Origin of the sequence: Lutimaribacter degradans, from assembly GCF_023703375.1 — a bacterium.
Classification (GTDB): domain Bacteria; phylum Pseudomonadota; class Alphaproteobacteria; order Rhodobacterales; family Rhodobacteraceae; genus Lutimaribacter; species Lutimaribacter degradans.
Genome location: NZ_JAMQGO010000003.1, coordinates 197,831 through 219,077, shown reverse-complemented (window position 1 = coordinate 219,077; position 21,247 = coordinate 197,831). Strand labels below are relative to the sequence as shown.

General features: G+C 61.3%; 25 protein-coding genes. 17 read left to right on the top strand and 8 right to left on the bottom strand.

Features of this window, described 5'->3' with window-relative positions; all coding sequences use genetic code 11:
* Positions 1-118: 118 nt before the first annotated feature.
* Together M8744_RS07375 and M8744_RS07370 are read right to left on the bottom strand one after the other, a co-directional pair.
* Entirely contained in the window at positions 119-400 is a 282-nt protein-coding gene (locus M8744_RS07375) for an SCP2 sterol-binding domain-containing protein (protein ID WP_251412446.1), read from the bottom strand.
* 76 nt (positions 401-476) lie between these two features.
* On the bottom strand, positions 477-1,706 hold the full coding sequence (locus tag M8744_RS07370) for an argininosuccinate synthase (RefSeq protein WP_251411764.1): 1,230 nt from the start codon (positions 1,704-1,706) through the stop codon (positions 477-479).
* Positions 1,707-1,838: 132 nt separating this feature from the next.
* On the opposite strand from M8744_RS07370, the gene ilvA reads away from it, so the two are divergent.
* The gene (ilvA, locus tag M8744_RS07365; RefSeq protein WP_251411762.1) at positions 1,839-3,077 is read left to right on the top strand and encodes a threonine ammonia-lyase IlvA; all 1,239 of its coding nucleotides are present in this window, start codon (positions 1,839-1,841) and stop codon (positions 3,075-3,077) included.
* Here ilvA and M8744_RS07360 read toward each other — a convergent pair.
* Complete coding sequence (locus M8744_RS07360; RefSeq protein WP_251411759.1) at positions 3,074-3,403, bottom strand: Hpt domain-containing protein; 330 nt, start codon at positions 3,401-3,403, stop codon at positions 3,074-3,076. The genes ilvA and M8744_RS07360 overlap by 4 nt on opposite strands.
* 148 nt (positions 3,404-3,551) lie before the next feature.
* Between M8744_RS07360 and M8744_RS07355 the strand changes: the two genes are divergently transcribed.
* The gene (locus M8744_RS07355; protein WP_251411757.1) at positions 3,552-4,835 is read left to right on the top strand and encodes a PP2C family protein-serine/threonine phosphatase; all 1,284 of its coding nucleotides are present in this window, start codon (positions 3,552-3,554) and stop codon (positions 4,833-4,835) included.
* On the opposite strand, the gene M8744_RS07350 is transcribed toward M8744_RS07355, so the two are convergent.
* Positions 4,832-5,269 carry an NUDIX hydrolase gene (locus tag M8744_RS07350; RefSeq protein ID WP_251411747.1) on the bottom strand — a complete coding sequence of 146 codons (438 nt, stop codon included), beginning with the start codon at positions 5,267-5,269 and terminating at the stop codon, positions 4,832-4,834. The two genes, M8744_RS07355 and M8744_RS07350, sit on opposite strands and share 4 nt — an antisense overlap.
* Positions 5,270-5,345: 76 nt before the next feature.
* On the opposite strand from M8744_RS07350, the gene hslO reads away from it, so the two are divergent.
* The 7 genes from hslO (at position 5,346) to M8744_RS07315 (ending at position 12,600) form a co-directional block, all read left to right on the top strand.
* Entirely contained in the window at positions 5,346-6,338 is a 993-nt protein-coding gene (gene hslO, locus M8744_RS07345; protein WP_251411745.1) for an Hsp33 family molecular chaperone HslO, read from the top strand.
* Positions 6,328-6,927, top strand: coding sequence for a CoA pyrophosphatase (locus M8744_RS07340; protein WP_434481353.1), 600 nt, complete (start codon positions 6,328-6,330; stop codon positions 6,925-6,927). The genes hslO and M8744_RS07340 overlap by 11 nt, the downstream gene beginning before the upstream one ends.
* Complete coding sequence (locus M8744_RS07335) at positions 6,927-8,075, top strand: CCA tRNA nucleotidyltransferase (RefSeq protein WP_251411743.1); 1,149 nt, start codon at positions 6,927-6,929, stop codon at positions 8,073-8,075. Before M8744_RS07340 ends, M8744_RS07335 begins: the two co-directional genes overlap by 1 nt.
* Before the next feature lie 53 nt (positions 8,076-8,128).
* Positions 8,129-9,958: an ABC transporter ATP-binding protein gene (locus M8744_RS07330; RefSeq protein WP_251411741.1), complete on the top strand. Its 1,830-nt coding sequence runs from the start codon at positions 8,129-8,131 to the stop codon at positions 9,956-9,958.
* Between the two features lie 39 nt (positions 9,959-9,997).
* On the top strand, positions 9,998-11,221 hold the full coding sequence (locus M8744_RS07325) for a class I SAM-dependent RNA methyltransferase (RefSeq protein ID WP_251411739.1): 1,224 nt from the start codon (positions 9,998-10,000) through the stop codon (positions 11,219-11,221).
* Between the two features lie 33 nt (positions 11,222-11,254).
* Positions 11,255-12,034 (top strand): ion transporter, encoded by a 780-nt coding sequence (locus M8744_RS07320; RefSeq protein ID WP_251411737.1) that lies wholly within the window; start codon positions 11,255-11,257, stop codon positions 12,032-12,034.
* Positions 12,035-12,111: 77 nt separating this feature from the next.
* Complete coding sequence (locus tag M8744_RS07315; RefSeq protein WP_251411735.1) at positions 12,112-12,600, top strand: L,D-transpeptidase family protein; 489 nt, start codon at positions 12,112-12,114, stop codon at positions 12,598-12,600.
* On the opposite strand, the gene dalA is transcribed toward M8744_RS07315, so the two are convergent.
* Positions 12,601-13,107 carry a divisome-associated lipoprotein DalA gene (gene dalA, locus M8744_RS07310; RefSeq protein WP_256474140.1) on the bottom strand — a complete coding sequence of 169 codons (507 nt, stop codon included), beginning with the start codon at positions 13,105-13,107 and terminating at the stop codon, positions 12,601-12,603.
* A gap of 173 nt (positions 13,108-13,280) precedes the next feature.
* Here dalA and M8744_RS07305 point away from each other — a divergent pair, with 173 nt between their 5' ends.
* Complete coding sequence (locus M8744_RS07305; protein WP_251411733.1) at positions 13,281-13,892, top strand: L,D-transpeptidase; 612 nt, start codon at positions 13,281-13,283, stop codon at positions 13,890-13,892.
* A gap of 145 nt (positions 13,893-14,037) precedes the next feature.
* Positions 14,038-14,220, top strand: coding sequence for a hypothetical protein (locus tag M8744_RS07300; RefSeq protein WP_251411731.1), 183 nt, complete (start codon positions 14,038-14,040; stop codon positions 14,218-14,220).
* 132 nt (positions 14,221-14,352) lie between these two features.
* Here the strand turns inward: M8744_RS07300 and hemH are convergent, their stop codons facing one another.
* The gene (gene hemH / locus M8744_RS07295; protein ID WP_251411729.1) at positions 14,353-15,420 is read right to left on the bottom strand and encodes a ferrochelatase; all 1,068 of its coding nucleotides are present in this window, start codon (positions 15,418-15,420) and stop codon (positions 14,353-14,355) included.
* 76 nt (positions 15,421-15,496) lie between these two features.
* A complete protein-coding gene (locus M8744_RS07290; protein WP_251411727.1) occupies positions 15,497-16,321 on the bottom strand; it encodes an SAM-dependent methyltransferase in 825 nt (274 codons plus the stop codon).
* 25 nt (positions 16,322-16,346) lie between these two features.
* Here M8744_RS07290 and M8744_RS07285 point away from each other — a divergent pair, with 25 nt between their 5' ends.
* From M8744_RS07285 to M8744_RS07270, 4 genes are read left to right on the top strand one after another with little or no spacing between them, the layout of a single operon-like run.
* Positions 16,347-17,069, top strand: a complete 723-nt coding sequence (locus M8744_RS07285; RefSeq protein WP_251411725.1) for a ComF family protein — start codon at positions 16,347-16,349, stop codon at positions 17,067-17,069.
* 39 nt (positions 17,070-17,108) lie between these two features.
* Entirely contained in the window at positions 17,109-17,369 is a 261-nt protein-coding gene (grxC, locus tag M8744_RS07280; protein ID WP_251411723.1) for a glutaredoxin 3, read from the top strand.
* 4 nt (positions 17,370-17,373) lie between these two features.
* Positions 17,374-18,210 (top strand): carbon-nitrogen hydrolase family protein, encoded by an 837-nt coding sequence (locus M8744_RS07275; RefSeq protein ID WP_251411721.1) that lies wholly within the window; start codon positions 17,374-17,376, stop codon positions 18,208-18,210.
* The gene (locus tag M8744_RS07270; protein WP_251412437.1) at positions 18,203-18,643 is read left to right on the top strand and encodes a MarR family winged helix-turn-helix transcriptional regulator; all 441 of its coding nucleotides are present in this window, start codon (positions 18,203-18,205) and stop codon (positions 18,641-18,643) included. Before M8744_RS07275 ends, M8744_RS07270 begins: the two co-directional genes overlap by 8 nt.
* Positions 18,644-18,764: 121 nt before the next feature.
* Here M8744_RS07270 and ubiG read toward each other — a convergent pair whose 3' ends face one another.
* The gene (gene ubiG / locus M8744_RS07265) at positions 18,765-19,511 is read right to left on the bottom strand and encodes a bifunctional 2-polyprenyl-6-hydroxyphenol methylase/3-demethylubiquinol 3-O-methyltransferase UbiG (RefSeq protein ID WP_251411718.1); all 747 of its coding nucleotides are present in this window, start codon (positions 19,509-19,511) and stop codon (positions 18,765-18,767) included.
* Between the two features lie 49 nt (positions 19,512-19,560).
* Here ubiG and pip point away from each other — a divergent pair, with 49 nt between their 5' ends.
* A complete protein-coding gene (pip, locus tag M8744_RS07260) occupies positions 19,561-20,544 on the top strand; it encodes a prolyl aminopeptidase (protein ID WP_251411715.1) in 984 nt (327 codons plus the stop codon).
* A gap of 130 nt (positions 20,545-20,674) precedes the next feature.
* Positions 20,675-21,247 (top strand): ribosome maturation factor RimP, encoded by a 573-nt coding sequence (gene rimP, locus M8744_RS07255; protein ID WP_251411712.1) that lies wholly within the window; start codon positions 20,675-20,677, stop codon positions 21,245-21,247.

Genomic DNA, 21,247 nt, shown 5'->3' with positions numbered 1-21,247 from the left:
GTCACGCAACGGTGACAGCGCGTGACGGGCTGTGCGCGCCGGTCGAAAGGTCGCGTGGTCGCGGACGCTGGCGTGGCAGCCACGTCTTTTCCACGCAGGAATCGCGCTGAAACAGGCTCTATTTCAGCAGCGACCCTAGTTTCATCGCCACCGCCGGGTTTCCGCTTATCTTCAGCTTGCCCATCATCACCCCGGTCATCGGGTTCAGTTTGCCCGCCAATAGCGCCTTGAGGTTCTCAAGGCTTAACCGGATGGTGCAATCAGTGTCACGGTCAACGGTCGATGCCATGTTGTCGGCCAGCACCAGAACACCATCGGCACCGCAATCGAATTTTAGCGAGCCCTCAAAGCCCTGGCCGTTCAGCCCGGTGTTGATCCGCTCGGCGATGGTGTTCAGCATGGTAGCCTCGGAATGAAAAATGCCCGGCAAGGGTGCCGGGCATTTGCCGCCTTGTGCAAGGGTGACGTTGCCGCCCCTAGCCTTTGAGCCGCCGGTCGCGCGCTGCCAACAATTTCAGCCGCAACGCGTTGAGCTGGATAAAGCCCTGCGCATCGGTTTGATCGTAAGCGCCGGCATCTTCTTCAAAGGTCACATGCGCCTCGGAATACAGCGAATGATCTGACCAGCGCGCAACGGTGCGCGCGGCGCCCTTGTAGAGCATCAGTTTGACGGTGCCGGTCACGTGCTCCTGGCTTTTGTCGATCAGGGCTTGCAGCATTTCGCGTTCGGGGCTGTACCAAAACCCGTTATAGATCAGTTCAGCATAGCGGGGCATGATCGAGTCTTTCAGGTGCCCGGCGCCGCTATCCAGCGTAATCTGCTCGATTCCGCGATGCGCTTCGAGCAGGATGTCACCGCCCGGGGTCTCGTAGATGCCACGTGATTTCATACCGACAAAGCGGTTTTCAACGAAATCCAGCCGTCCGATGCCATGCTTTTTGCCATATTCGTTTAGCTTGGTCAGGATCGTTGCCGGGCTCATGGCCGTTCCGTTGATCGAAACGGCGTCACCCTTTTCAAACCCGATCTCGATATACTCGGGCTCATCCGGCGCTTGCGTGACCGGATCATCGGTGCGCTGATAGACATATTCGGGCGCCATTTCACCCGGATCTTCAAGCACCTTGCCCTCGGAAGATGTGTGCAACAGGTTCGCATCCACGCTGAACGGCGCCTCGCCGCGTTTGTCCTTGGCGATGGGAATCTGGTTCTGCTCGGCAAATTCCAGCAACTTGGTGCGGCTGGTCAAATCCCATTCGCGCCAGGGTGCGATAACCTTGATATCGGGGTTCAAGGCATAGGCCGAAAGTTCGAACCGAACCTGGTCATTACCCTTGCCCGTGGCGCCATGCGCCACGGCGTCGGCGCCGGTTTCTGCGGCGATCTCCACCAGCCGTTTTGAAATCAGCGGCCGCGCGATCGAGGTGCCGAGAAGATACAGGCCTTCGTAAACCGCGTTGGCGCGGAACATGGGAAAAACGAAATCACGCACGAATTCTTCGCGAATATCTTCGATATAGATATTCTCGGACTTGATGCCCAGCATCTCGGCCTTCTTGCGGGCGGGCTCCAACTCTTCGCCTTGGCCAAGATCGGCGGTGAATGTCACCACCTCGCAACCATATTCGGTTTGCAGCCATTTGAGGATGATCGAGGTATCAAGGCCACCGGAATAGGCCAGCACGACTTTCTTGGGCGCGGACATGGGACTCTCCAAGGAAAACAGGTTCGCCATCGCCTAGCGTCTTTATGCGCCGGGCGCAACATGGGCCCCGTATGCCAAAGAATACCGTGCGTCGTCTTGCAAAGGCCCGATTTGCCCGCCATCACGTAAGACATGACAAGTTTTCAGGATATGGCCCGCGTGGCCGAACGCGCCATGCGCGAGGTGTTTCCAGAAACGCCGCTGCAATTGAATGCGCATCTTTCTGATCGCTTCGATGCCGAGATATGGCTCAAGCGCGAAGATCTGACCCCGGTCCGCAGCTACAAGTTGCGCGGGGCGTTCAATGCCATGCGCAAGGTGCTTGAGGGCCAGCCCGACCAACAGTTGTTCGTGTGCGCAAGCGCGGGAAACCACGCACAAGGCGTGGCCTACATGTGCAGCCATTTCGGTGTGAAGGGCGTTATCTTCATGCCGGTGACAACACCACAACAGAAAATCCAGAAAACCGAGATTTTCGGGGGCGATGCCGTTGAGATACGCCTGACAGGTGACTTTTTCGACGACACGTTGGCCGAGGCGCAGGCGTTTTGTGCCGATCAGGGCGGGCATTTCCTGGCACCGTTCGACGATGACGACGTGATCGAGGGGCAGGCCAGCGTCGCGGTGGAAATCGCGGTGCAGATGGGCGGCGCGCCTGACCATATCATTCTGCCCGTCGGTGGCGGCGGGCTGAGCGCGGGGGTGCGTTCGTTTTTCGGGACGCGCTGCGCATACACCTTCGTCGAACCGGCCGGTGGGCGCAGCCTTTATGCCGCGGTACAGGCCGGCAAGCCGGTAACACTGGATCGGGTCGATAGTTTTGTTGATGGCGCTTCTGTAGCGCGGATCGGCGCCCGACCGTTCGAGCGTCTGCGCGATGTGTCGGCCACGGATGTCATGGCGGCACCGGAAAACCGGATATGTGGCACAATGCTGGACATGCTCAATGTCGAAGGCATCGTGTTGGAACCCGCCGGCGCACTGGCCGTGGATGCGCTGGTGGATGTGGCCGATGCGATCCGTGGCAAGCGCGTGGTCTGCGTGACATCGGGTGGGAATTTTGATTTCGAGCGCTTGCCCGAAGTCAAGGAGCGGTCAATGAACTGGCAGGGATTGAAGAAGTATTTCATCCTGCGCCTGCCGCAACGCCCCGGTGCATTGCGCGATTTTCTGGATATGCTGGGACCAGATGACAATATCACCCGGTTTGAGTACCTGAAGAAAAACAGCCGAAACTTCGGGTCGGTCCTGATCGGGATCGAGACCAGCCAGGCCGATAATTTCCCGATCTTGTTCGAGCGCGTGAACGCCCGCGGCTTTGCCTTCCGCGATGTGACGGATGATGAAATCCTTGCTGATTTCCTGATTTAGGCCGGTCGGCCCTGAACCGAGGAAAGAAAGCTGGCGCGCGACGCATCATAGCATTGAAATAGCCCGGTCATATCGACCTTGTCCTGTTCGCCGGCTTTGCACCGCACCTCGCCGGTCTGGCAAAGCTGCGAGAATTCTGAAAACCCGAGGTTCAACGCGCATCCCTTCAAGAAATGCAGCTCGGGGCCAAGCGCATTGGGCGCCACGCCATTGCGCAACCTGTCAATGCCTTCATCGACCTCTTCCAGGAACAGGTCGACGATTTCGCAAAAGCAATCTGCGCCAACCTCGTCTCGCAAACAATTGACGCGTGTCCAGTCGATCATGAGGCAACCTCCGCTGCGCAGTGTTCACGGCTGGGGTTAACAGAACCCAAGCTCCGGAAGACCGGATACGGCAAATTCTACCGTTTACATTTTCTTAAAGCGCCAGGAGCCAAGACGGAGGAAACCGAAAAACCGAAAGGCGGGTTTCTTGCAGGTGTCACCACTCAGGCGAATAACAGACAACCCCTGCGATGCAGGGGCCTTGTCTGTCCTCGTGGTGGATGACAGCCGTGTACAGCGGCGAATATTGGTGGCGTCGCTGCGCCGATGGGGTTTCGTTGTGAATGAGGCCGACAGTGGGCAAGCGGCGCTGAAACAGTGCCGATCCAGACCGCCCGACCTGGTGCTTAGCGATTGGATGATGCCGGGCATGGATGGGTTGGAGTTCTGCCGGCACTTCCGTGCGTTGCCGCGCGACGGTTACGGGTATTTCATTCTTTTGACGTCAAAAACCGAGAAGGACGCCGTGGCGCAAGGGCTGGATTGCGGGGCAGATGATTTTCTGACCAAGCCCGTCAATACATCCGAATTACGCGCGCGCATCAATGCCGGGCAGCGCGTCCTTCGGATGGAGCGTGAATTGAAGGGAAAGTCCAAGCGTCTGGCCGGCGCTCTGGAAGAAATCCAGGGGTTGTACAACGCGGTTGACCGCGATCTTCTCCAGGCGCGAAAGATACAGGAATCCTTGGTGCCTGACCGGTTTTGCAGCTTCGGGAAAACGCAGGTCTCGATGCTGCTGAAACCCTGCGGCCATGTGGGCGGTGATCTGGTCGGGTTGTTCTGCCCGGGCGAAAACCGGCTGGGCGTCTATTCGATCGACGTGTCGGGCCATGGCATCACGTCAGCGTTGATGACGGCGCGCCTCGCCAGTTACCTGAGTGGCCGTTTCCTTGACCAGAATATCGCGTTGATGCGCAGGCTGGAACGGTTTCACGTCATGCGCCCGCCGGGCGAGGTGGCGCGCATCCTGAACGACCGACTGCTGTCTGATACCGGGGTCGAGGAATACCTTACAATGGCTTATGCCAATGTCGATCTTCGGTCTGGTCATGTGGAAATGGTGCAGGCCGGGCATCCGCACCCCGTGGTGCAACGCGCCAATGGCCGGGTTGAATTTCTGGGCAAGGGCGGCCTGCCAATCGGGTTGCTGCCCGGCGCTGAATACAGCTCTTTCAATATAAGGCTGCAGGCGGGTGATCGGCTTTTGCTTTATTCCGACGGCTTCACGGAAAGCGAAAGCGCAACGGGCGATATGCTGGGCGAAGAAGGGTTGGTAACGCTTCTAAAAGCGCAAACGGCGCGCAAGGGCCCTGAAATGTTGGATGACATGCATTGGCAATTGACCCAACACGAGGGCGGCAGGCAGGCTGATGACGTTTCCGCCGTTCTGCTTGAATATGGCGGCCCGGAAAATGAAGACAGGGCCCTTTAGGCCACGAACCGTGTGACGAAATGGCGGTCACCGCTATTGCCCAACTCTTGCGCGGCGCGGTGTGACGACACCCAGACATCGCGGTGGTCAGGTTCGGTTGGTGGGCCGATCCGCCTGACAGGTCGCGCGTGGTAGATCACGCACAGCTTCTCGGCCCATAGATCGTACTCGGGCATATAGACGAAACGTCGAAAGGCCCCGAGGCGGCGCGGCGCGGCGATTGTCCATCCGGTTTCTTCAAATACCTCGCGGTGCAAAGCGGCCAGGGGCGATTCGCCCGGATCGATTCCCCCGCCGGGCAATTGCAACTCGGGCCTGGGTTGGGCCTGAAAGGTCAGCAGCAATTCCTCGCCGCGCGGCAGAATTGCATAGGCGCCCGGCCTGAGACGGTACTTGACGTCGTGTCGCGGTGTGGGGCCGAAACGCGGGATCATTACACCCTCCTTGGACAGCGCCTTGCGACGCCTATATGGAGACGGTATGCCAAAGCTAGGCCCCAAAGGAAATCCCATGACCATCGGTTCGAAACTCGCCTGGGACGACGTCGTTTTGCCGTTCCAGCTGGACAACTCGGATATGCGCGGCCGCGTTGCGCGGCTTGACGGGGTGCTGGATGGCATCCTCAAGCAACATGACTATCCGCCGCAAGTCGAAGCGCTGGTCGCCGAAATGGCGCTACTGACCGCGTTGATCGGGCAGACGATCAAACTGCGTTGGAAGCTGTCACTACAGTTGCAGTCGAATGGCGCTGTTCGGATGATTGCCACCGACTATTTCGGCCCGCAGGCCGATGGGCAGCCTGCGCGCATCCGCGCCTACGCCAGCTATGACCCCGAAAAGCTGTCTAAAGGTACGCCGTTCGGCCAGGTGGGCGAGGGGTATTTCGCCATCCTTATCGACCAAGGCAAAGGCATGGCCCCCTACCAGGGCATAACGCCCCTGGCAGGTGAATCGCTGGCCTCGTGCGCCGAGGCTTATTTTGCCCAGTCCGAGCAGTTGCCGACGCGCTTCGCGCTGTCATTCGGCAAATCGACCGAGGCCGGCGGCCAGGAACATTGGCGCGCGGGCGGCATCATGCTGCAGCACATGCCCAAGGCTTCGCCTCACGTTGCCGGGGGTGGTTCGGGCGAAGGCGGGTTGCTGAAATCGGATGATGTTGTCGCGCAGGACAAGCGCGAAGACTGGAACCGGGTGAACATCCTTCTGGACACGGTCGATGAGCTTGAGTTGATCGGCCCAACGATCACCTCGACTGACCTGTTGGTGCGCCTGTTTCACGAGGAACAGCCACGCGTATTCGATGCCCAGCCTGTTCGGTTTGGCTGCACCTGTTCCGAAGATCGCGTGCGGCAAAGCCTTTCGATCTACTCGGCCAAGGATATCGAAAAGATGACCACCGAAGAGGGCCGCGTGACGGCCGACTGCCAGTTCTGTGGTGCGCATTATGACCTTGACCCGCAAACACTGGGTTTCGAGGCGACAAAGGACCCGGATAGTGAGTGACCCCCTTGCCGCTGTGATGGCCGCCTTGGGCCGGAACAGTGCCGCATCATCGGATTTCGACCTGAATCCCGATACGGTTCTGCCCGAGGGCCGCAAGCTGCGTCCGGCTGGTGTTTTGGTGGGGCTTCTGTCGCGGCCGAACGGGGTACAGGTGATACTGACCAAGCGGTCCAGTCACCTGAAACACCATCCCGGCCAGATCGCCTTTCCGGGCGGCAAGGTCGATCCGGGCGATGCCGACGAGGTTGCCGCTGCCCTGCGCGAGGCGCAAGAGGAAATCGGGCTTGACCCCGCGAACACCGAAGTTCTGGGTACGCTGCCCAGCCATGAAACCGTTACGTCGTTTCTGGTCACGCCGGTTATCGCCCGCATCCACGAGCCTTTCGAATTCATTGCCGAGCCCGGAGAAGTGGACGAGGTGTTCGAGGTGCCGTTGGCCCATGTCACCGACCCCGCGCAATTCAGCGTGCAATCAAGGCGCTGGCGCGGCACGATGCGGCACTATTTCACCGTTCCCTGGGGCCCCTACTATATATGGGGCGCCACCGCGCGTATCCTGCGCGGAATGGCGGACCGGATGCAGAATTGATGCGGATCACCGATGATTGGATAAATGAACCGGGTTTGCAGCGTGTTTTCGCGCTACTGACCGATGCGGGGCATCAAGCGCTCCTTGTGGGTGGGTGCGTGCGCAACGCGCTGTTGGGCGCGCCCGTTTCTGATATGGACATTGCCACCGATGCCCGCCCGGAAACCGTTCTGCGCCTGGCGAAAGGGTCGGGCATCAAGGCCGTGCCTACGGGAATCGATCATGGCACCGTGACTTTGGTGGAAAACGGTATCCCACACGAGGTAACGACCTTTCGGCGCGACGTGGCAACCGACGGCCGCCGTGCCGTCGTCGCCTTTGCCGATGACGTGGCCGAGGATGCGCGCCGTCGTGATTTCACGATGAACGCCCTTTATGCCCGCGCCGATGGCACGGTGATCGACCCGTTGGGCGGCCTGCCCGATCTGCAGGCGCGGCGCGTTCGTTTTATCGAAGATCCAACCCAGCGCATCGAAGAGGATTACCTGCGGATATTGCGGTTTTTCCGCTTTCACGCCTGGTATGGCGATGCGCAGGCGGGCCTTGATGCGGACGCGCTGGCCGCCATTGCAACACATCTGGATGGTTTGCCCAAACTGTCGCGCGAACGGGTCGGGGCGGAAATGACCAAGCTGTTGGCAGCGCATGATCCGGCACCCGCGGTCGCGGCGATGCGCGGCGTTGGCGTGTTGGCCGCGGTGCTGCCCGGTGCCGATGACACGGCACTTGCGCCACTTGTGCATCTCGAGGGGCAACATGCGATTTCGCCCGATCCCATGCGCCGTCTGGCCGCGCTGGGCGGGCACGAGGTTGACGAACGTCTGCGCCTGTCCAAGGCAAACGCACGGCGGCTGGCAGAGTATCGGGCCGGGTTGGAGGCTGACCTGCCCCCGGCCGCCTTGGGGTATCGCCACGGCGGCGACGCGGCCCGCGATATCTTGCTATTGCGCGCCGCGATGATGGGGCAGCCGCTCGATCCGCTCGCGGTCGCACGGGCATCCGAGGGCGCGGCGCAGGTGTTCCCCGTCAAGGCCGCCGACCTGATGCCGGAGTACCAGGGCCCTGCTCTGGGTGTGCGCCTGAACGAGTTGGAACAACGCTGGATCGACTCGGGCTTTGCCCTGACGCGTGATCAGCTATTGCGTTGACCCTGCGGCGCATTGCGCCAGTATTCAGCGGGTTCGCTGCAAAGAGAGGCCCATTGCAACATCTGATCAATCCGTTTGCCCGCGCCGATGGCCCGCCGCCGCAAAAGCTGGCGCGTTTCTTCGGTTGGGCGCTGAAAGGCGCGTGGCCGGTGTTGATCCTGGCCACGATCGCCTCGGCGGTGGCGGGGATGATGGAGGCGGGGACCGCCTTGATCCTTGGTTGGGTGGTGGATGGCGCGATTGATGCCGGGCGCGACGGTTTCCTGACACCGGCGAACATCGCGCTGTTGGCGGGATCGGTCTTGTTTTTCATGATGTTGCGCCCGGTGGCCTTTGGCCTGTCTTCGGCGGCGAACGCCATGCTTGTGCAGCCGAACCTGAACCCGCTTGTCCTGTCGCGGCTGAACCGCTGGACGCTGGGGCAGGCGGTGCGCTTTTTCGACAATGATTTCGCAGGCCGTATCGCGCAGAAACAGATGCAAACCGCGCGGGCCATAACCGATGTGGTGGCCGAAACCATCAACGTGGTGGCGTTTGCGCTTGCCTCGCTGTTGGGTTCGGTCGCGCTGCTGGTGGCCATTGATGGGCAGGTGGCGTTGGCCTTCATGGGGTGGCTGGTCGTTTATTTCGCGGCAATCCGCTGGTTCTTGCCGCGCGTGCGCGAAAGGGCCGGCCGGCGGGCCGGGGCGCGTGCCCATGTATCGGGGCAGATCGTTGACACGATCACGAACATCAAGACGGTCAAGCTGTTTGCCCATGACGCCCACGAAGACCGTGCCGCCCTGACCGCAATGGAGGGGTATCGCGCCAGTGCGCTGCATTTCGGGCGTTTGGCGGCGGGGTTTCGGTTGGTTCTGATGACGCTGGCGGGGGTATTGCCGGTGCTGCTTGTGGGGCTGACCCTTTGGAACTGGCAGTCAGGCAGCGCCAGCGCGGGCGATATCGTGGCCGCCGGCGCCGTGTCGATCCGAATTGCGCAGATGACCGGGTGGGTCAGTTTCACGCTGATGACGATCTATTCCAACGTGGGCGAGGTCGAGGATGGGATGCGCACGCTGGCCCCGCCCGTGCGGCTGGAAGATGCGCCCGATGCGGCCGAATTGAACGTGCCGCGCGGCGAGATCCGGTTTGACCATGTCAGCTTTGCCTATGGACGTGATGTGGGCGGCGTGTCGGATATCGATCTGACCGTGCGCCCGGGCGAAAAGCTGGCCATCGTGGGGGCATCGGGTGCGGGCAAATCGACGCTTGTGTCTTTGCTTCTGCGGCTGCACCAGCCCGAACAGGGCCGCATCCTGATTGATGGACAAGATGTCGGCATGGTCACGCAGCAAAGCCTGCGCCACGCTATCGGGATGGTCACGCAGGAAACTGCCATGTTCAACCGCTCGGCGCGCGACAACATCCTTTATGGCCGCACCGATGCCGGCGACGATGCGATGATCGTTGCCGCGAAAAAGGCCGAGGCGCATGACTTCATTGAAGACATGCAAGATCACAAGGGCCGGCGCGGGTACCAGGCCCACCTGGGGGAACGGGGTGTGAAACTGTCGGGTGGCCAGCGGCAACGCATCGCGCTGGCCCGTGCCATCCTGAAGGACGCGCCGATCCTGGTTCTGGACGAGGCGACGTCGGCACTCGATTCCGAGGTCGAGGCCGCGATTCAAAGCGCGCTTGAACGCGTGATGGAGGGCAAGACAGTGCTGGCCATCGCGCACCGCCTGTCGACGATCAGCCAGATGGACCGCATCATAGTGTTGGATCGGGGCCGCATCGTCGAACAGGGCACCCATGACGAGCTGTTGGCAGCCGACGGGCTTTATGCACGGTATTGGAACCGGCAGTCAGGCGGGTTCATGGGGATGAGCGACGCCGCCGAATAGGGCTTTGCCCGCGCGGTTTGGCGCGATATGTGCGCGCTCATGGAACGTCATGAAATAAAGCGCCTGGGCCATCAGGGAGACGGGATCGCACCGGGCCCCGTTTTCGCGCCGCTGACCCTGCCGGGCGAGGTGGTCGACGGCACGCGTGACGGTGCGCGACTGGACGATGTAAAGATCGTCACGCCCTCGCCGCACCGGGTTGCACCGCCCTGCCGGCATTTCAAATCCTGTGGTGGTTGCCTGCTTCAGCACGCCAGTGATGATTTCGTGGCCGAATGGAAACAAGACGTGGTGCGCACCGCGCTTGAATCGCAGGGGCTGGAGGCTGAATTTCGGCCCATGCATACCTCGCCCCCGCGCAGCCGCAGGCGTGCAGGGCTGTCTGCGCGGCGCACGAAGAAGGGCGCGATTGCCGGGTTTCACGGCCGCGCTTCGGGCACGATCGTTGAAATTCCGGATTGCCAGTTGGTGCATCCCGATCTTCTGCCTGCGCTTGCGTTCGCACAACGGCTGGCGATCCTGGGCGGCAGCCGCAAGGGCGAGCTATCGGTGATGGTGACCCGTACGCTCAACGGTTTGGATATTGCCGTGACGGGCGGCAAGTCGCTTGACGGGCCGTTGCGATTGGCGCTTGCGCAAGAGGCCGAGGCCGCCGGGCTGGCCCGCATCGCCTGGGAGGACGAGGTGATCGCCACCCGCATGCCGCCCACGCAGCGCTTGGGCAGGGCCGAGGTGTCGCCACCGCCCGGGGCCTTTCTGCAAGCAACCGAGGATGGCGAAGCGGCCTTGCTGGCCGGTGTCGCGCAGGCGGTGGGCGATGCCGCGCGGGTGGTCGACCTGTTTGCGGGCTGCGGCACGTTTTCCTTGCCGCTGGCCGAGCGGGCCGAGGTGACAGCCATCGAGGGTGACGCCGAGATGCTGCGCGCGCTCGATGGCGGATGGCGGATGGCGCAAGGGCTGAAAAAGGTCACGACCCGGCCACGCGACCTGTTTCGCAACCCGCTTATGGCTGACGAATTGGCACGGTTCGATGCCGCGGTGATCGACCCGCCCCGTGCCGGTGCTGCCGCGCAGGTGGCCGAGCTGGCCCAAAGCGATTTGCCGGTGGTGGCGATGGTATCATGCAACCCCGTGACATTCGCCCGCGACGCACGCGTGATGGTTGAAGCGGGCTGGCGATTGGATTGGGTGAAGGTTGTCGATCAATTCCGCTGGTCGCCACATGTGGAGCTTGTGGCCCGTTTGACGGCCCCCCATATCTAGGCGCAAATCAAATCACCGAGGGGACGGTTTCACATGCGGGCACGGCTGGCCGAATTTCTGGAAACGGCATTGGTAAGAAACGGCATTATCGCCGTTATCATATTCAATGCCGTGATCCTTGGGTTTGAAACCTCGGACAGCGTTATGGCGCAGGCTGGCGGTTTGATCCTGGCTTTGGATACGATTTGCCTTGCCATCTTCATCGTCGAGATCGCGCTGAAGCTGGTGGCGCATGGGCGGCGCTTTTTCACCTCGGGCTGGAACCTGTTCGATTTCACGATCGTGGCCATTGCGCTGGTGCCGGCGGGGCAGGGGCTATCGGTACTGCGCGCGCTGCGCATCCTGCGGGTTTTGCGCGTTGTCTCGGCCACCCCGCGTTTGCGCCGCGTGGTCGAGGGGCTGTTTTCCGCCCTTCCCAGCATGGGGAGCGTGTTCCTGTTGACGACGCTGGTGTTCTACATCGGGGCGGTCATGGCGACAAAGCTGTTCGGCGATGCCTTTCCGGACTGGTTCGGAACCTTGGGGCGGTCGGCCTATTCGTTGTTTCAGATCATGACGCTGGAAAGCTGGTCGATGGGCATCGTGCGCCCGGTGATGGAGGTCTATCCTGCGGCCTGGACGTTCTTTGTGCCGTTCATCCTGGTCACCACCTTTGTCGTGGTGAACCTCGTGGTCGGCCTGATCGTGAATTCGATGCAGGATGCGCACCACCAGGAAGACGTGGAACGCACCGATGTCTATCGTGACGAGGTGCTGAGCCGCCTTGCCGCGATCGAGGCCAAGCTGAATGCGCGTGACGACAGCCAGGGCTGAATTTTCTGGCGCGGCGTGTGCGTGGTGGTGTAGTCATGCGCCACAGGAAATAACGATACGTGGCAGGGCGTCAGGCGATGGTTCGAATACTGGTCATTCTGGCAACGATGCTGGCCCTTACGGGCTGCGCCAGCAAGTTCAAAACCTATACAGGCCCCGAGGTGACGCATGTCGTCGTCAACAAGGGCGCGCGCAAGATGTATCTGCTGCATCACGAGAAAGCGTTGAAAGCCTACGATGTCGGGCTGGGCTTTAACCCGGTAGGCCACAAGCAGCACGAGGGCGATGGGCGCACGCCCGAAGGCACCTACATCATCGACCGGCGCAACCCCGATAGCGAGTTCCACCTGTCGATCGGAATCAACTATCCGCGCAATACTGACCGCCGATCGGCCCGCGAGGCCGGGGTCAGCCCGGGCGGCGATATCTTCATTCACGGACGCCCGTGGCAATACCGCAAGGGCGGGCGCGACTGGACGGCGGGTTGCATCGCCGTGACCAACGGCGAGATGGAAGATATCTATGCAATGGTCAGGAATGGCACGCCGATCACGATAAACCCGTGATCAGCTGCCCATTATCAGGGTCCACCAGATCTTGCCGTTTTCTTCCTGGTGCCAGCTGAACCCCATTTTTCGCGCCTTTGGCTCGACGATCACGCGGCGGGTGGTTGGCTGCTCCATCCACGCGGCAAGGGTTTCCAGTTCGGTTTCGTAGGTTTCCGAGATGTTTTCGCCCAGCATCGTGCCCGTATAACCCACGCGGCGCACCCGATCGATGGGCGACGAGCCATCAGACCCGAAATGCCAAGGCCGGTTCTGCACCGACATGTCGCGCGAATGGGTGGTGGCAGCGGCCGTCAATTGTGCGTCAAGCTCTACCTCGGGGGCGCCGGCGGCCCGTCGCAGCGCGTTGACCGAGTCGAGCATCCGGTACTGAACGCGGGCCTTGTCGGCCGCGCCTATCCTGTACACCTTCGGCAAGGGTTTGCCGTCGGGCCCCAGCGTCTGCGTGGTCGGTGCGCAAGCGGTTACGCCAAGGGCAAGGGTCAGCAATAGGGCTGCAATACGCATGATATCGTCCGCCATTTGAATGTGAAGGTGCCCTGCCATATCGCGGCCGGCGTTGTGTTTCCAACCCACTTCGGCGTGAGTTGGCCAAATGACGCCAGTTTGATTTGCGACTGCGGCTTTCGCGCCATAATATACCTGCTGGAACAACAGAAGCCATGTCTTCGGAGAATGAAATGACCAAGTACTCGCCCAAGCCCATGAACCGGCGCGCTTTTCTTGCGGCGGGCACCGCGATGTTGGCAACCCCGTCCCTGGCGCAAACGCAATCCGGCATGAACCCGAATGATACTGTTGTTGTCGAGCGCGACATAAGCCCGGCGGTGCGTCGCAATGTATCCAGCTTCCGAACGCTTGAATGGAAGCCGTATTTCTCGGATCTCAAGAATGGGGCAATCCTTGTCGATATCGACAGCCGCGCGCTGCATTTCTGGTCGGAAGACGAAAGTATCTACAAACTTTACCCGTCATCCGTGCCGCTGAGCGAGGATCTGACCCGCCGCGGCCGTACGCGCGTGACGGTGAAAGATCCGTCACCGGACTGGCGCCCGACACCGTCTATGAAAGAGCGCAATCCCGACTGGCCGGATTACGTGCCGCCGGGGCCGGACAACCCGCTGGGCACACGCGCCCTTCATCTTAGCTGGACATATTACCGGATCCATGGCACCCACGATACGCGCAAAATCGGGCGGCAATCATCGAATGGCTGCATTGGCCTTTACAATGAACATATCGAGGAATTGTTCGAACTGGCCAAAGTGGGCACGCAGGTGTTGCTAATTTGACGACATTTTGGCCGTACCTGCGAAGCCCCGTTAAACGGGGTTTGCAATCGCGGGTTTTTACTGCTTTACCAAATGTTACGAGGTAAGTCTTGGGTGCTTGTCGTCGCATTATCAGTGTGCGACAGGCGAATATCTGGAGGATAACATGAAGAAACTCGTTCTGGCCGCCGCTCTGTCCGCAGCCGCAACAACCGCTTTCGCCGGCAACATGTCGGAACCCGTGATCGAAGCACCGGTCGTGGTGGAAGAAACTGCAAGCTCGTCGGCTGGTGGCATTGCCATCCCGCTGATCCTGCTGGCAATCGTCGCAGTTGCTGCTGCCGACTAAGCCTGCGGAAACGCAAGAAGAAAGGCGGTGGATTTTCCACCGCCTTTTTTTGTGCCTTTGCCCCGGAAATTCGCGTTGCCTGGTGGTCGCGCAGATGGGAAAAGACCCATCCGCGCAATTCGCATCACCCGATCAGGCGGTTTCAATCCAGCCTTCAAGCTCGGTGTTGATCACGTCGCACAACGCCTCGATATGCGCGGGCTCGTCATTGAGGCAGGGAATATAGGTGAATTTCTCGCCACCCGCCTCTTCAAAGCTTTCCTTGATCTCTTCGTTGATCTCTTCGAGCGTTTCGATGCAATCGGCCGAAAAGGCCGGGGCAATGACGGCGATGTTCTTTTTGCCTTCCTCGGCCAGGTGCGCAACGTGTTCCACCGTATAGGGGCGCAGCCATTCTTCTGACCCGAATACCGACTGGAAGGTGGTACAGATCTGGCTGTCGTCCCATCCCAGCCGTTCTTTCAGAAGGCGCGTGTTTTTCTGGCACTGGCAATGATAAGGGTCGCCCTCAAGCAGGTACCGCTTAGGCATCCCGTGATAGGAACACACCAGCATGTCGGGCTTGGTTTCCATCTGGGCGTAGGCGCGATCTACCGATTGGGCCAGCGCATCGATATATTTCGGATGGTCGAAATAGGCCGGAATCGTGCGCGCGGCGGGTTGCCATTTCTCTTGCATCAGCGCGCGAAAGAACTCGTCATTCGCGGTGGCCGAGGTGGCGCCGGCCTGTTGCGGATATAGCGGAACGAACAGGATGCGGCGGCATCCCGCCTCAACCATCTTGCGCACCTTCGACTTGGTCGAGGGGTTGCCGTAACGCATGCAGAAATCAACCATGACCTTGTCGCCATACTGCTCTTGCATGGCCTTGGAGATTGCGGCGGTCTGATCCTTGGTGATCGTCATCAGCGGGCTTTCGCCCTGCTCTTCGTTCCAGATGCTTTTGTAGGCTGCACCGCTGGTAAAGGGGCGCTTGGTCAAGATGACCAGTTGCAGAAGTGGCTGCCACAGCCACGGGCTGTAGTCGATCACCCGGCGGTCCGACAGAAATTCATTCAGATAGCGCCGCATCGACCAGTAATCGTAGTTGTCAGGTGTGCCAAGGTTGGCCAGCAGAATGCCGATCTTTTCTTTCGGAATGGCGGGGTGATCCGCCGGTGCATGTTCGGGGCGTATGGCCGTGTTTGTCGCATCCAGCATGGCGGGCCTCTTGGTTTTTGTTCTATTCGTGAATTTGCATGAGTTCCTGCGGGAAATAAGCGTTATTCCGCCCAGGTCAATCGCGAAGCTTGGTTTCCTGTGTGCCCAGCGCATCGGCCAGGCGGCTTTGGGCCGACCCGGGGCGCAGGGGTTTCGGTTGGCTGTCGTCGGGTGCCCAGCCGGTAAGAATGACCAGCTCGAAGGTTTCGGTCATGCGCCCTGCGGCGTCAGCGGCCAGTTCGGCATGGATAGCCGAAGCACGGGCAAACACGGCGCGGCGGGTAGGGTGACGCAACCGTGCCGCCAAGGCGTTGCCCTCGCCCATGGCGCGCAGGTCGCGCATCAGGGCCAGCGTATCGGCATAAGATACTTTCAGCGGCACCGAGTCGGCCACGGGCAGCGCCAGCCCGGCCCGCTGCAGCAACGCCCCCATGCCGCGTATCTCGGCCATCGGGGCAACGCGCGGCGACAATCCGCCCGTGATCTGTGACTCGGCCTCGGCCAGCGCGGTGCGCAGATGGGCAAGCGTTTGGCCGCCAAAGGCCATGGAAAGGAACATCCCATCGGCTTGCAGCGACCGTCGGCATTGAATCACCTGGCCGACAGGGTCATTCGCCCAGTGCAACGCCATGGCATGTATCACCAGGTCGTGCGCGCCCTGATCGAGGGCCAGAACCTCGTCATCCGGCACGATCTTGGCATGCGGCATGGCCGATGACCAGAAATCGGGAAAGCCGGTGACGATGGCTGGCTTGGTAAACGCCCTGTTAACCATGGACAGGCGATCCTGAACCTCGTCTAGCGCAGCCTCGTGCAGGAACAGCTCCGGGCCTTGCGCAATGGCGCGGGCTCGGTTGCGCGCCAGGGCGCTACGGTCTGTCAGGCGGGGCGTGTCTGTCATGTGACCGGGATATAGAGGCAGGGCGATGACACTTCAAACCTTGATCCGCATGGTCTATCCGCCGCGCTGCTTGCAATGCGGCGACATGGTGGAAAGCGATTTTGGCCTCTGCGGGCCTTGTTGGCGCGATACACCCTTTATCGGCGGCGTGGTTTGCGACTTGTGCGGCATGCCTCTTCCCGGGGGCGAGCCGGGCGAAATCGCCCATTGTGACGACTGCCTTGCCATTGCACGGCCCTGGGCACGCGGGCGCGCCGCGCTGTTGTACGAAGGCAACGGTCGGCGCCTGGTACTGGCGCTCAAGCATGGCGATCGTCACGAAATTTCCCGGCCCGCGGCGCGCTGGATGGCCCGGGCCGCCCGGCCGCTTGTCCGGCCCGGTGTCATCCTTGCACCCGTTCCCTTGCACTGGTCGCGCCTTTTGCGTCGTCGGTTCAACCAGTCGGCCTTGCTGGCACAGGCCCTGTCGCGTGAAACCGGGTTGCCCTGCTGCCCTGATCTGCTGTGCCGCCATCGCAGGACGGAGCCGCTGGAATGCAAGTCGCGCGATGCCCGCTTTGCCGCGCTGTCCGCGGCCATTTCCGTGCACCCGAAACGCGCGAACATCTTGCCCGGCCGCGCGGTTTTGCTGGTCGATGACGTAATGACATCCGGGGCTACCCTGGCCGCCTGCACCGAGGCCTGCCTGGCCGCCGGCGCGGCACAGGTTTGCACGATCGCACTGGCACGCGTTGCCAAGCGCCCCTAAATCCCCTTAAGACATTGGAAATTCAAAAAGGGGTCTTTCATGCAACAAATCGAAATCTACACGTCACCGCTTTGCGGCTTTTGCCACGCGGCAAAACGCCTGCTGGGCCAAAAGGGCGTGACCTTTTCCGAAATCGATGTCTGGGCCAACCCTGACCGCAAACCCGAAATGATCGAGCGTGCAAATGGCGGGCGCACGGTGCCACAGATTTTCATCGGTGCGACGCATGTTGGCGGTTGCGACGAGCTTTATGCCCTGGAACGCGAGGGCAAACTTGATCCGCTCCTGACCGGGCGCTGACGAAATGCGCGCGGCGCTGCTGCAACTCAGTTCAGGGGATGACCCCGAGGCGAACCTGCCCGTCACGATGGGCATGGTGCAGCGGGCCGTTGACCAGGGCGCCCAGCTGGTGCTGACGCCCGAGGTGACGAACTGCGTTTCGGCCAGCCGCACCCGCCAGCAACAGGTTCTGCGCCACGAAAACGATGACCCGACGCTTGCGGCGATGACAGGCGCCGCGAAAAAGGCCGGCGTCTGGATCTTGATCGGATCGCTTGCGTTGAAAACGGATGATGCAGATGGGCGTTTTGCCAACCGCTCGTTTCTGATTGCGCCTGATGGTCAGGTCGCGGCGCGCTATGACAAGATCCACATGTTCGATGTTCAGGTCAGCGAAACCGAAACCTACCGCGAAAGTGCAGGCTACCGTCCGGGCGATCGTGCCGTGCTGGCACGGGCGGGTGATGCGATGCTGGGCATGACCATCTGCTACGATCTGCGGTTTGCGCATCTTTATCGCGATCTCGCGCAGGCGGGCGCCGATGTCCTGGCGGTGCCCTCGGCGTTTTCCCCCGTCACGGGCGATGCGCATTGGCAACCGCTCCTGCGTGCCCGGGCCATCGAGACGGGGTGTTTCCTCCTGGCGCCCGCGCAAACCGGCACCCATGCCGCCAGTCGTGGCCGGGCACGCCAGACCCACGGCCATAGCCTGGCCGTCGCGCCCTGGGGCGAAGTGCTGCTGGATGCCGGCACCGACCCGGGTGTGCATGTTGTCGATCTAGACCTGTCCCGGGTCGCGCAGGCCCGGAGCCGTGTGCCATCGCTGACACATGACCGAGATTACGAGCCGCCCGATGCCTGACGCCACCAGCCCCTTGGCAATTGCGCTCTTCAGCGAATTGCTGACCGCGGACCAACTGGTGCGCAACCGCCTGTCACGTGTCCTGCCCAAGGGAATGGAGATTTCGCATTTCTCGGTTCTCAATCACCTGGCCCGCGCCGGGGGTGAGCGCAGCCCGGCCCAGCTTGCCAAGTCTTTCCACGTCACACGCGGCGCCATGACCAACACGCTCGGCAAGCTGGAATGGGCAGGTTACGTGCATATCCGCCCCGACTGGGATGACGCGCGGCGCAAGATGGTCGCGATCAGCCCGGCGGGCCGAAAGGCGCGTGATGCCGCCCTGGCCGCAATCTCGCCGATGATCTCCGAACTGGCCGACGAATTGGGCGAGGAAAAAGTGCGCGCCGTACTTCCCATCCTGCGCGAGTTGCGCGTGAAGCTGGAAGATGATTGATATCTTCCTCTTGCGCCAAATACCCCGGGGGTGAGGCCGAAGGCCGAGGGGGCAGCGCCCCCTGACCGGCATCGCGCAGGCGATGCGAAACCGGTGCGCGCGGCACGCGCGCTCCTTCGGGTCAGGCGGGCTTGGTGCTGGCGGTGACGTAGTTCACGCTCAGGTCGCGCGCTGACAGCGACCAGTTCCAGGTGACGGGGTTGAACACGAACCCCTTGCGGTCGACGGGCGTCAGCCCTGCGTTGCGGATCAGGTCATACAATTCGTCGGGCGTGATGAATTTCTGCCATTCATGCGTTCCCTTGGGCAGCCAGCGCATCACGTATTCCGCGCCGACGATCGCCATGGCAAAGCTCTTGGCATTGCGGTTGATGGTTGAACAGATCATCAGCCCGCCGGGCTTCAGCAACTGCCGGCAGGCGGTCAGATAGGCCAGCGGGTCGGACACGTGTTCGACCACCTCCATGTTCAGCAACACGTCGAACTGCTCACCCGCCTCGGCCATCGCTTCGGCGGTGGTGTGGCGGTAATCGATATCCAGGCCCGATTGCTCGGCATGGATCTGTGCAACGGGAATGTTGCGCTCGGCCGCGTCCGCGCCCACAATGTCAGCGCCAAGGCGCGCCATCGGTTCGCTCAACAGCCCGCCGCCACACCCGATATCCAGGATACGCAGCTCGGCAAAGGGCGCCTCGGCCGTCAGGTCACGGCCGAATTCCCCGGCTATCTGCTGCGTGATATAGTCCAACCTGCACGAGTTCAGCATGTGCAACGGCTTGAACTTGCCCTTCGGATCCCACCATTCGGCGGCCATCGCCTCGAATTTGGCGACTTCGCCCGGGTCCACGGTCGTTTGAGCGGTTTGCATTCTGCTCTCCGTATGCTCTTTTGTATCTGGCAACCTATATAGGGCGCTTATGGATAAATACTCAGGTCAAAACAGCGCGGTTCGTCACCTTTACCCGTCTATCGATCCATTTGATCAGCGGATGTTGCAGGTGAGCGACGGGCATACGCTTTATGTCGAGCAGTCGGGAAATCCGGGCGGCTTGCCTGTCGTCGTGCTGCATGGCGGGCCCGGCGGTGGGTGCAGCCCGGTGATGCGCCGTTTTTTCGATCCCGAAATCTATCGCATTGTTCTGTTCGACCAGCGCGGTTGCGGGCGGTCGCGGCCCAATGCCAGCGTGCGTGCCAACACGACCTGGCACCTGGTCGAGGATATCGAGACGATCCGCTCCGAGCTGGAAATCGAAAGCTGGATGGTGTTCGGTGGGTCCTGGGGGGCGACGCTGGCGCTGATCTATGCGCAGGCGCACCCGATCACGGTGCGCCACCTGATCTTGCGCGGCGTATTCCTGGCCACGCAAGCCGAGCTTGATTGGTTCTACGGCGGGGGAGCAGGCAAGTTCTGGCCCGAGGTCTGGGCACGATTCGTCGATCCGATCCCCGAGGATGAGCGTGATGACCTGATCGCGGCCTATCACCGGCGGCTGTTTTCCGGCGACATGCATACCGAGATGCGTTTTGGAAAGACATGGTCAGCCTGGGAAAATGCGCTGGCCTCGATGGGTATGAACGGCCGCGCGGGCGAGGCGCCGGGCGATTACGCACGCGCATTTGCCCGGTTGGAAAATCATTTCTTCACCAACAAGGCCTTCTTGGAGCGTGACGGCCAGATCTTGCAGGACATGGGGCGGATCGCGCATATTCCCGGCGATATCGTGCAGGGCCGGTATGACATGATCTGCCCGCCACATTCCGCCTGGATGTTGGCGCAGCGATGGCCCGAGGCCGAACTGCACATGGTGCGCGATGCCGGTCACGCCCTGAGCGAGCCTGGAATCAGCTCGGAACTGCTGCGGATCATGGACAGCCTGGCCGAGGCGGAAAAAGAAGGTTGAGGGAAACCGCTTGCAGACTCGGGCATGACGGCCTATATCCCCATCAACAGCGGCGCGCTGGGGTCCACTCCCGGCGCCCACCGGAACGTTGAACGGGCCGCGCGCCCGTTTTTTTGTGTTTGGAGCACGCATGAGCGACCTGATCGCCAAAACCGCCATTGACCGGCGCATTGCCGAGATCATCGGCCCCGTGATCGAGGACATGGGGTTCGAGCTGGTACGCGTTCGCCTGATGGGCGGCAAGACGAACACCCTGCAGATCATGGCCGAGCGTCCCGCAGGCGGGATCGAGGTTGATGAATGCGCCGAGATTTCGAACGCCGTCAGCGCCGTTCTGGATGTCGAAGACCCGCTTACCGATCAGTATGTTCTGGAAGTTTCCAGCCCCGGCATCGACCGGCCCCTGACCCGTCTCAAGGATTTCGAGATGTACGAGGGCTACGAGGTCAAGCTGGAGACCTCGGAAACGATTGATGGCCGCCGCCGGTTCAAGGGCGTGTTGGCCGGGGTCGAGGGTGACGAGGTGCTGGTCAACGTGACCGAGGGCACGATTGGCCTGCAATACGACTGGCTGTCCGAAGCCAAGCTGGTGCTGACCGACGACCTGATCAAGGAAATGTTGAAGGCGCGCAAGGATGCGGGCGTTTTGAACGAAACATCGTTTGACGAAATAGAAACCGAAGACGGTTCCCAGGAGGACTGA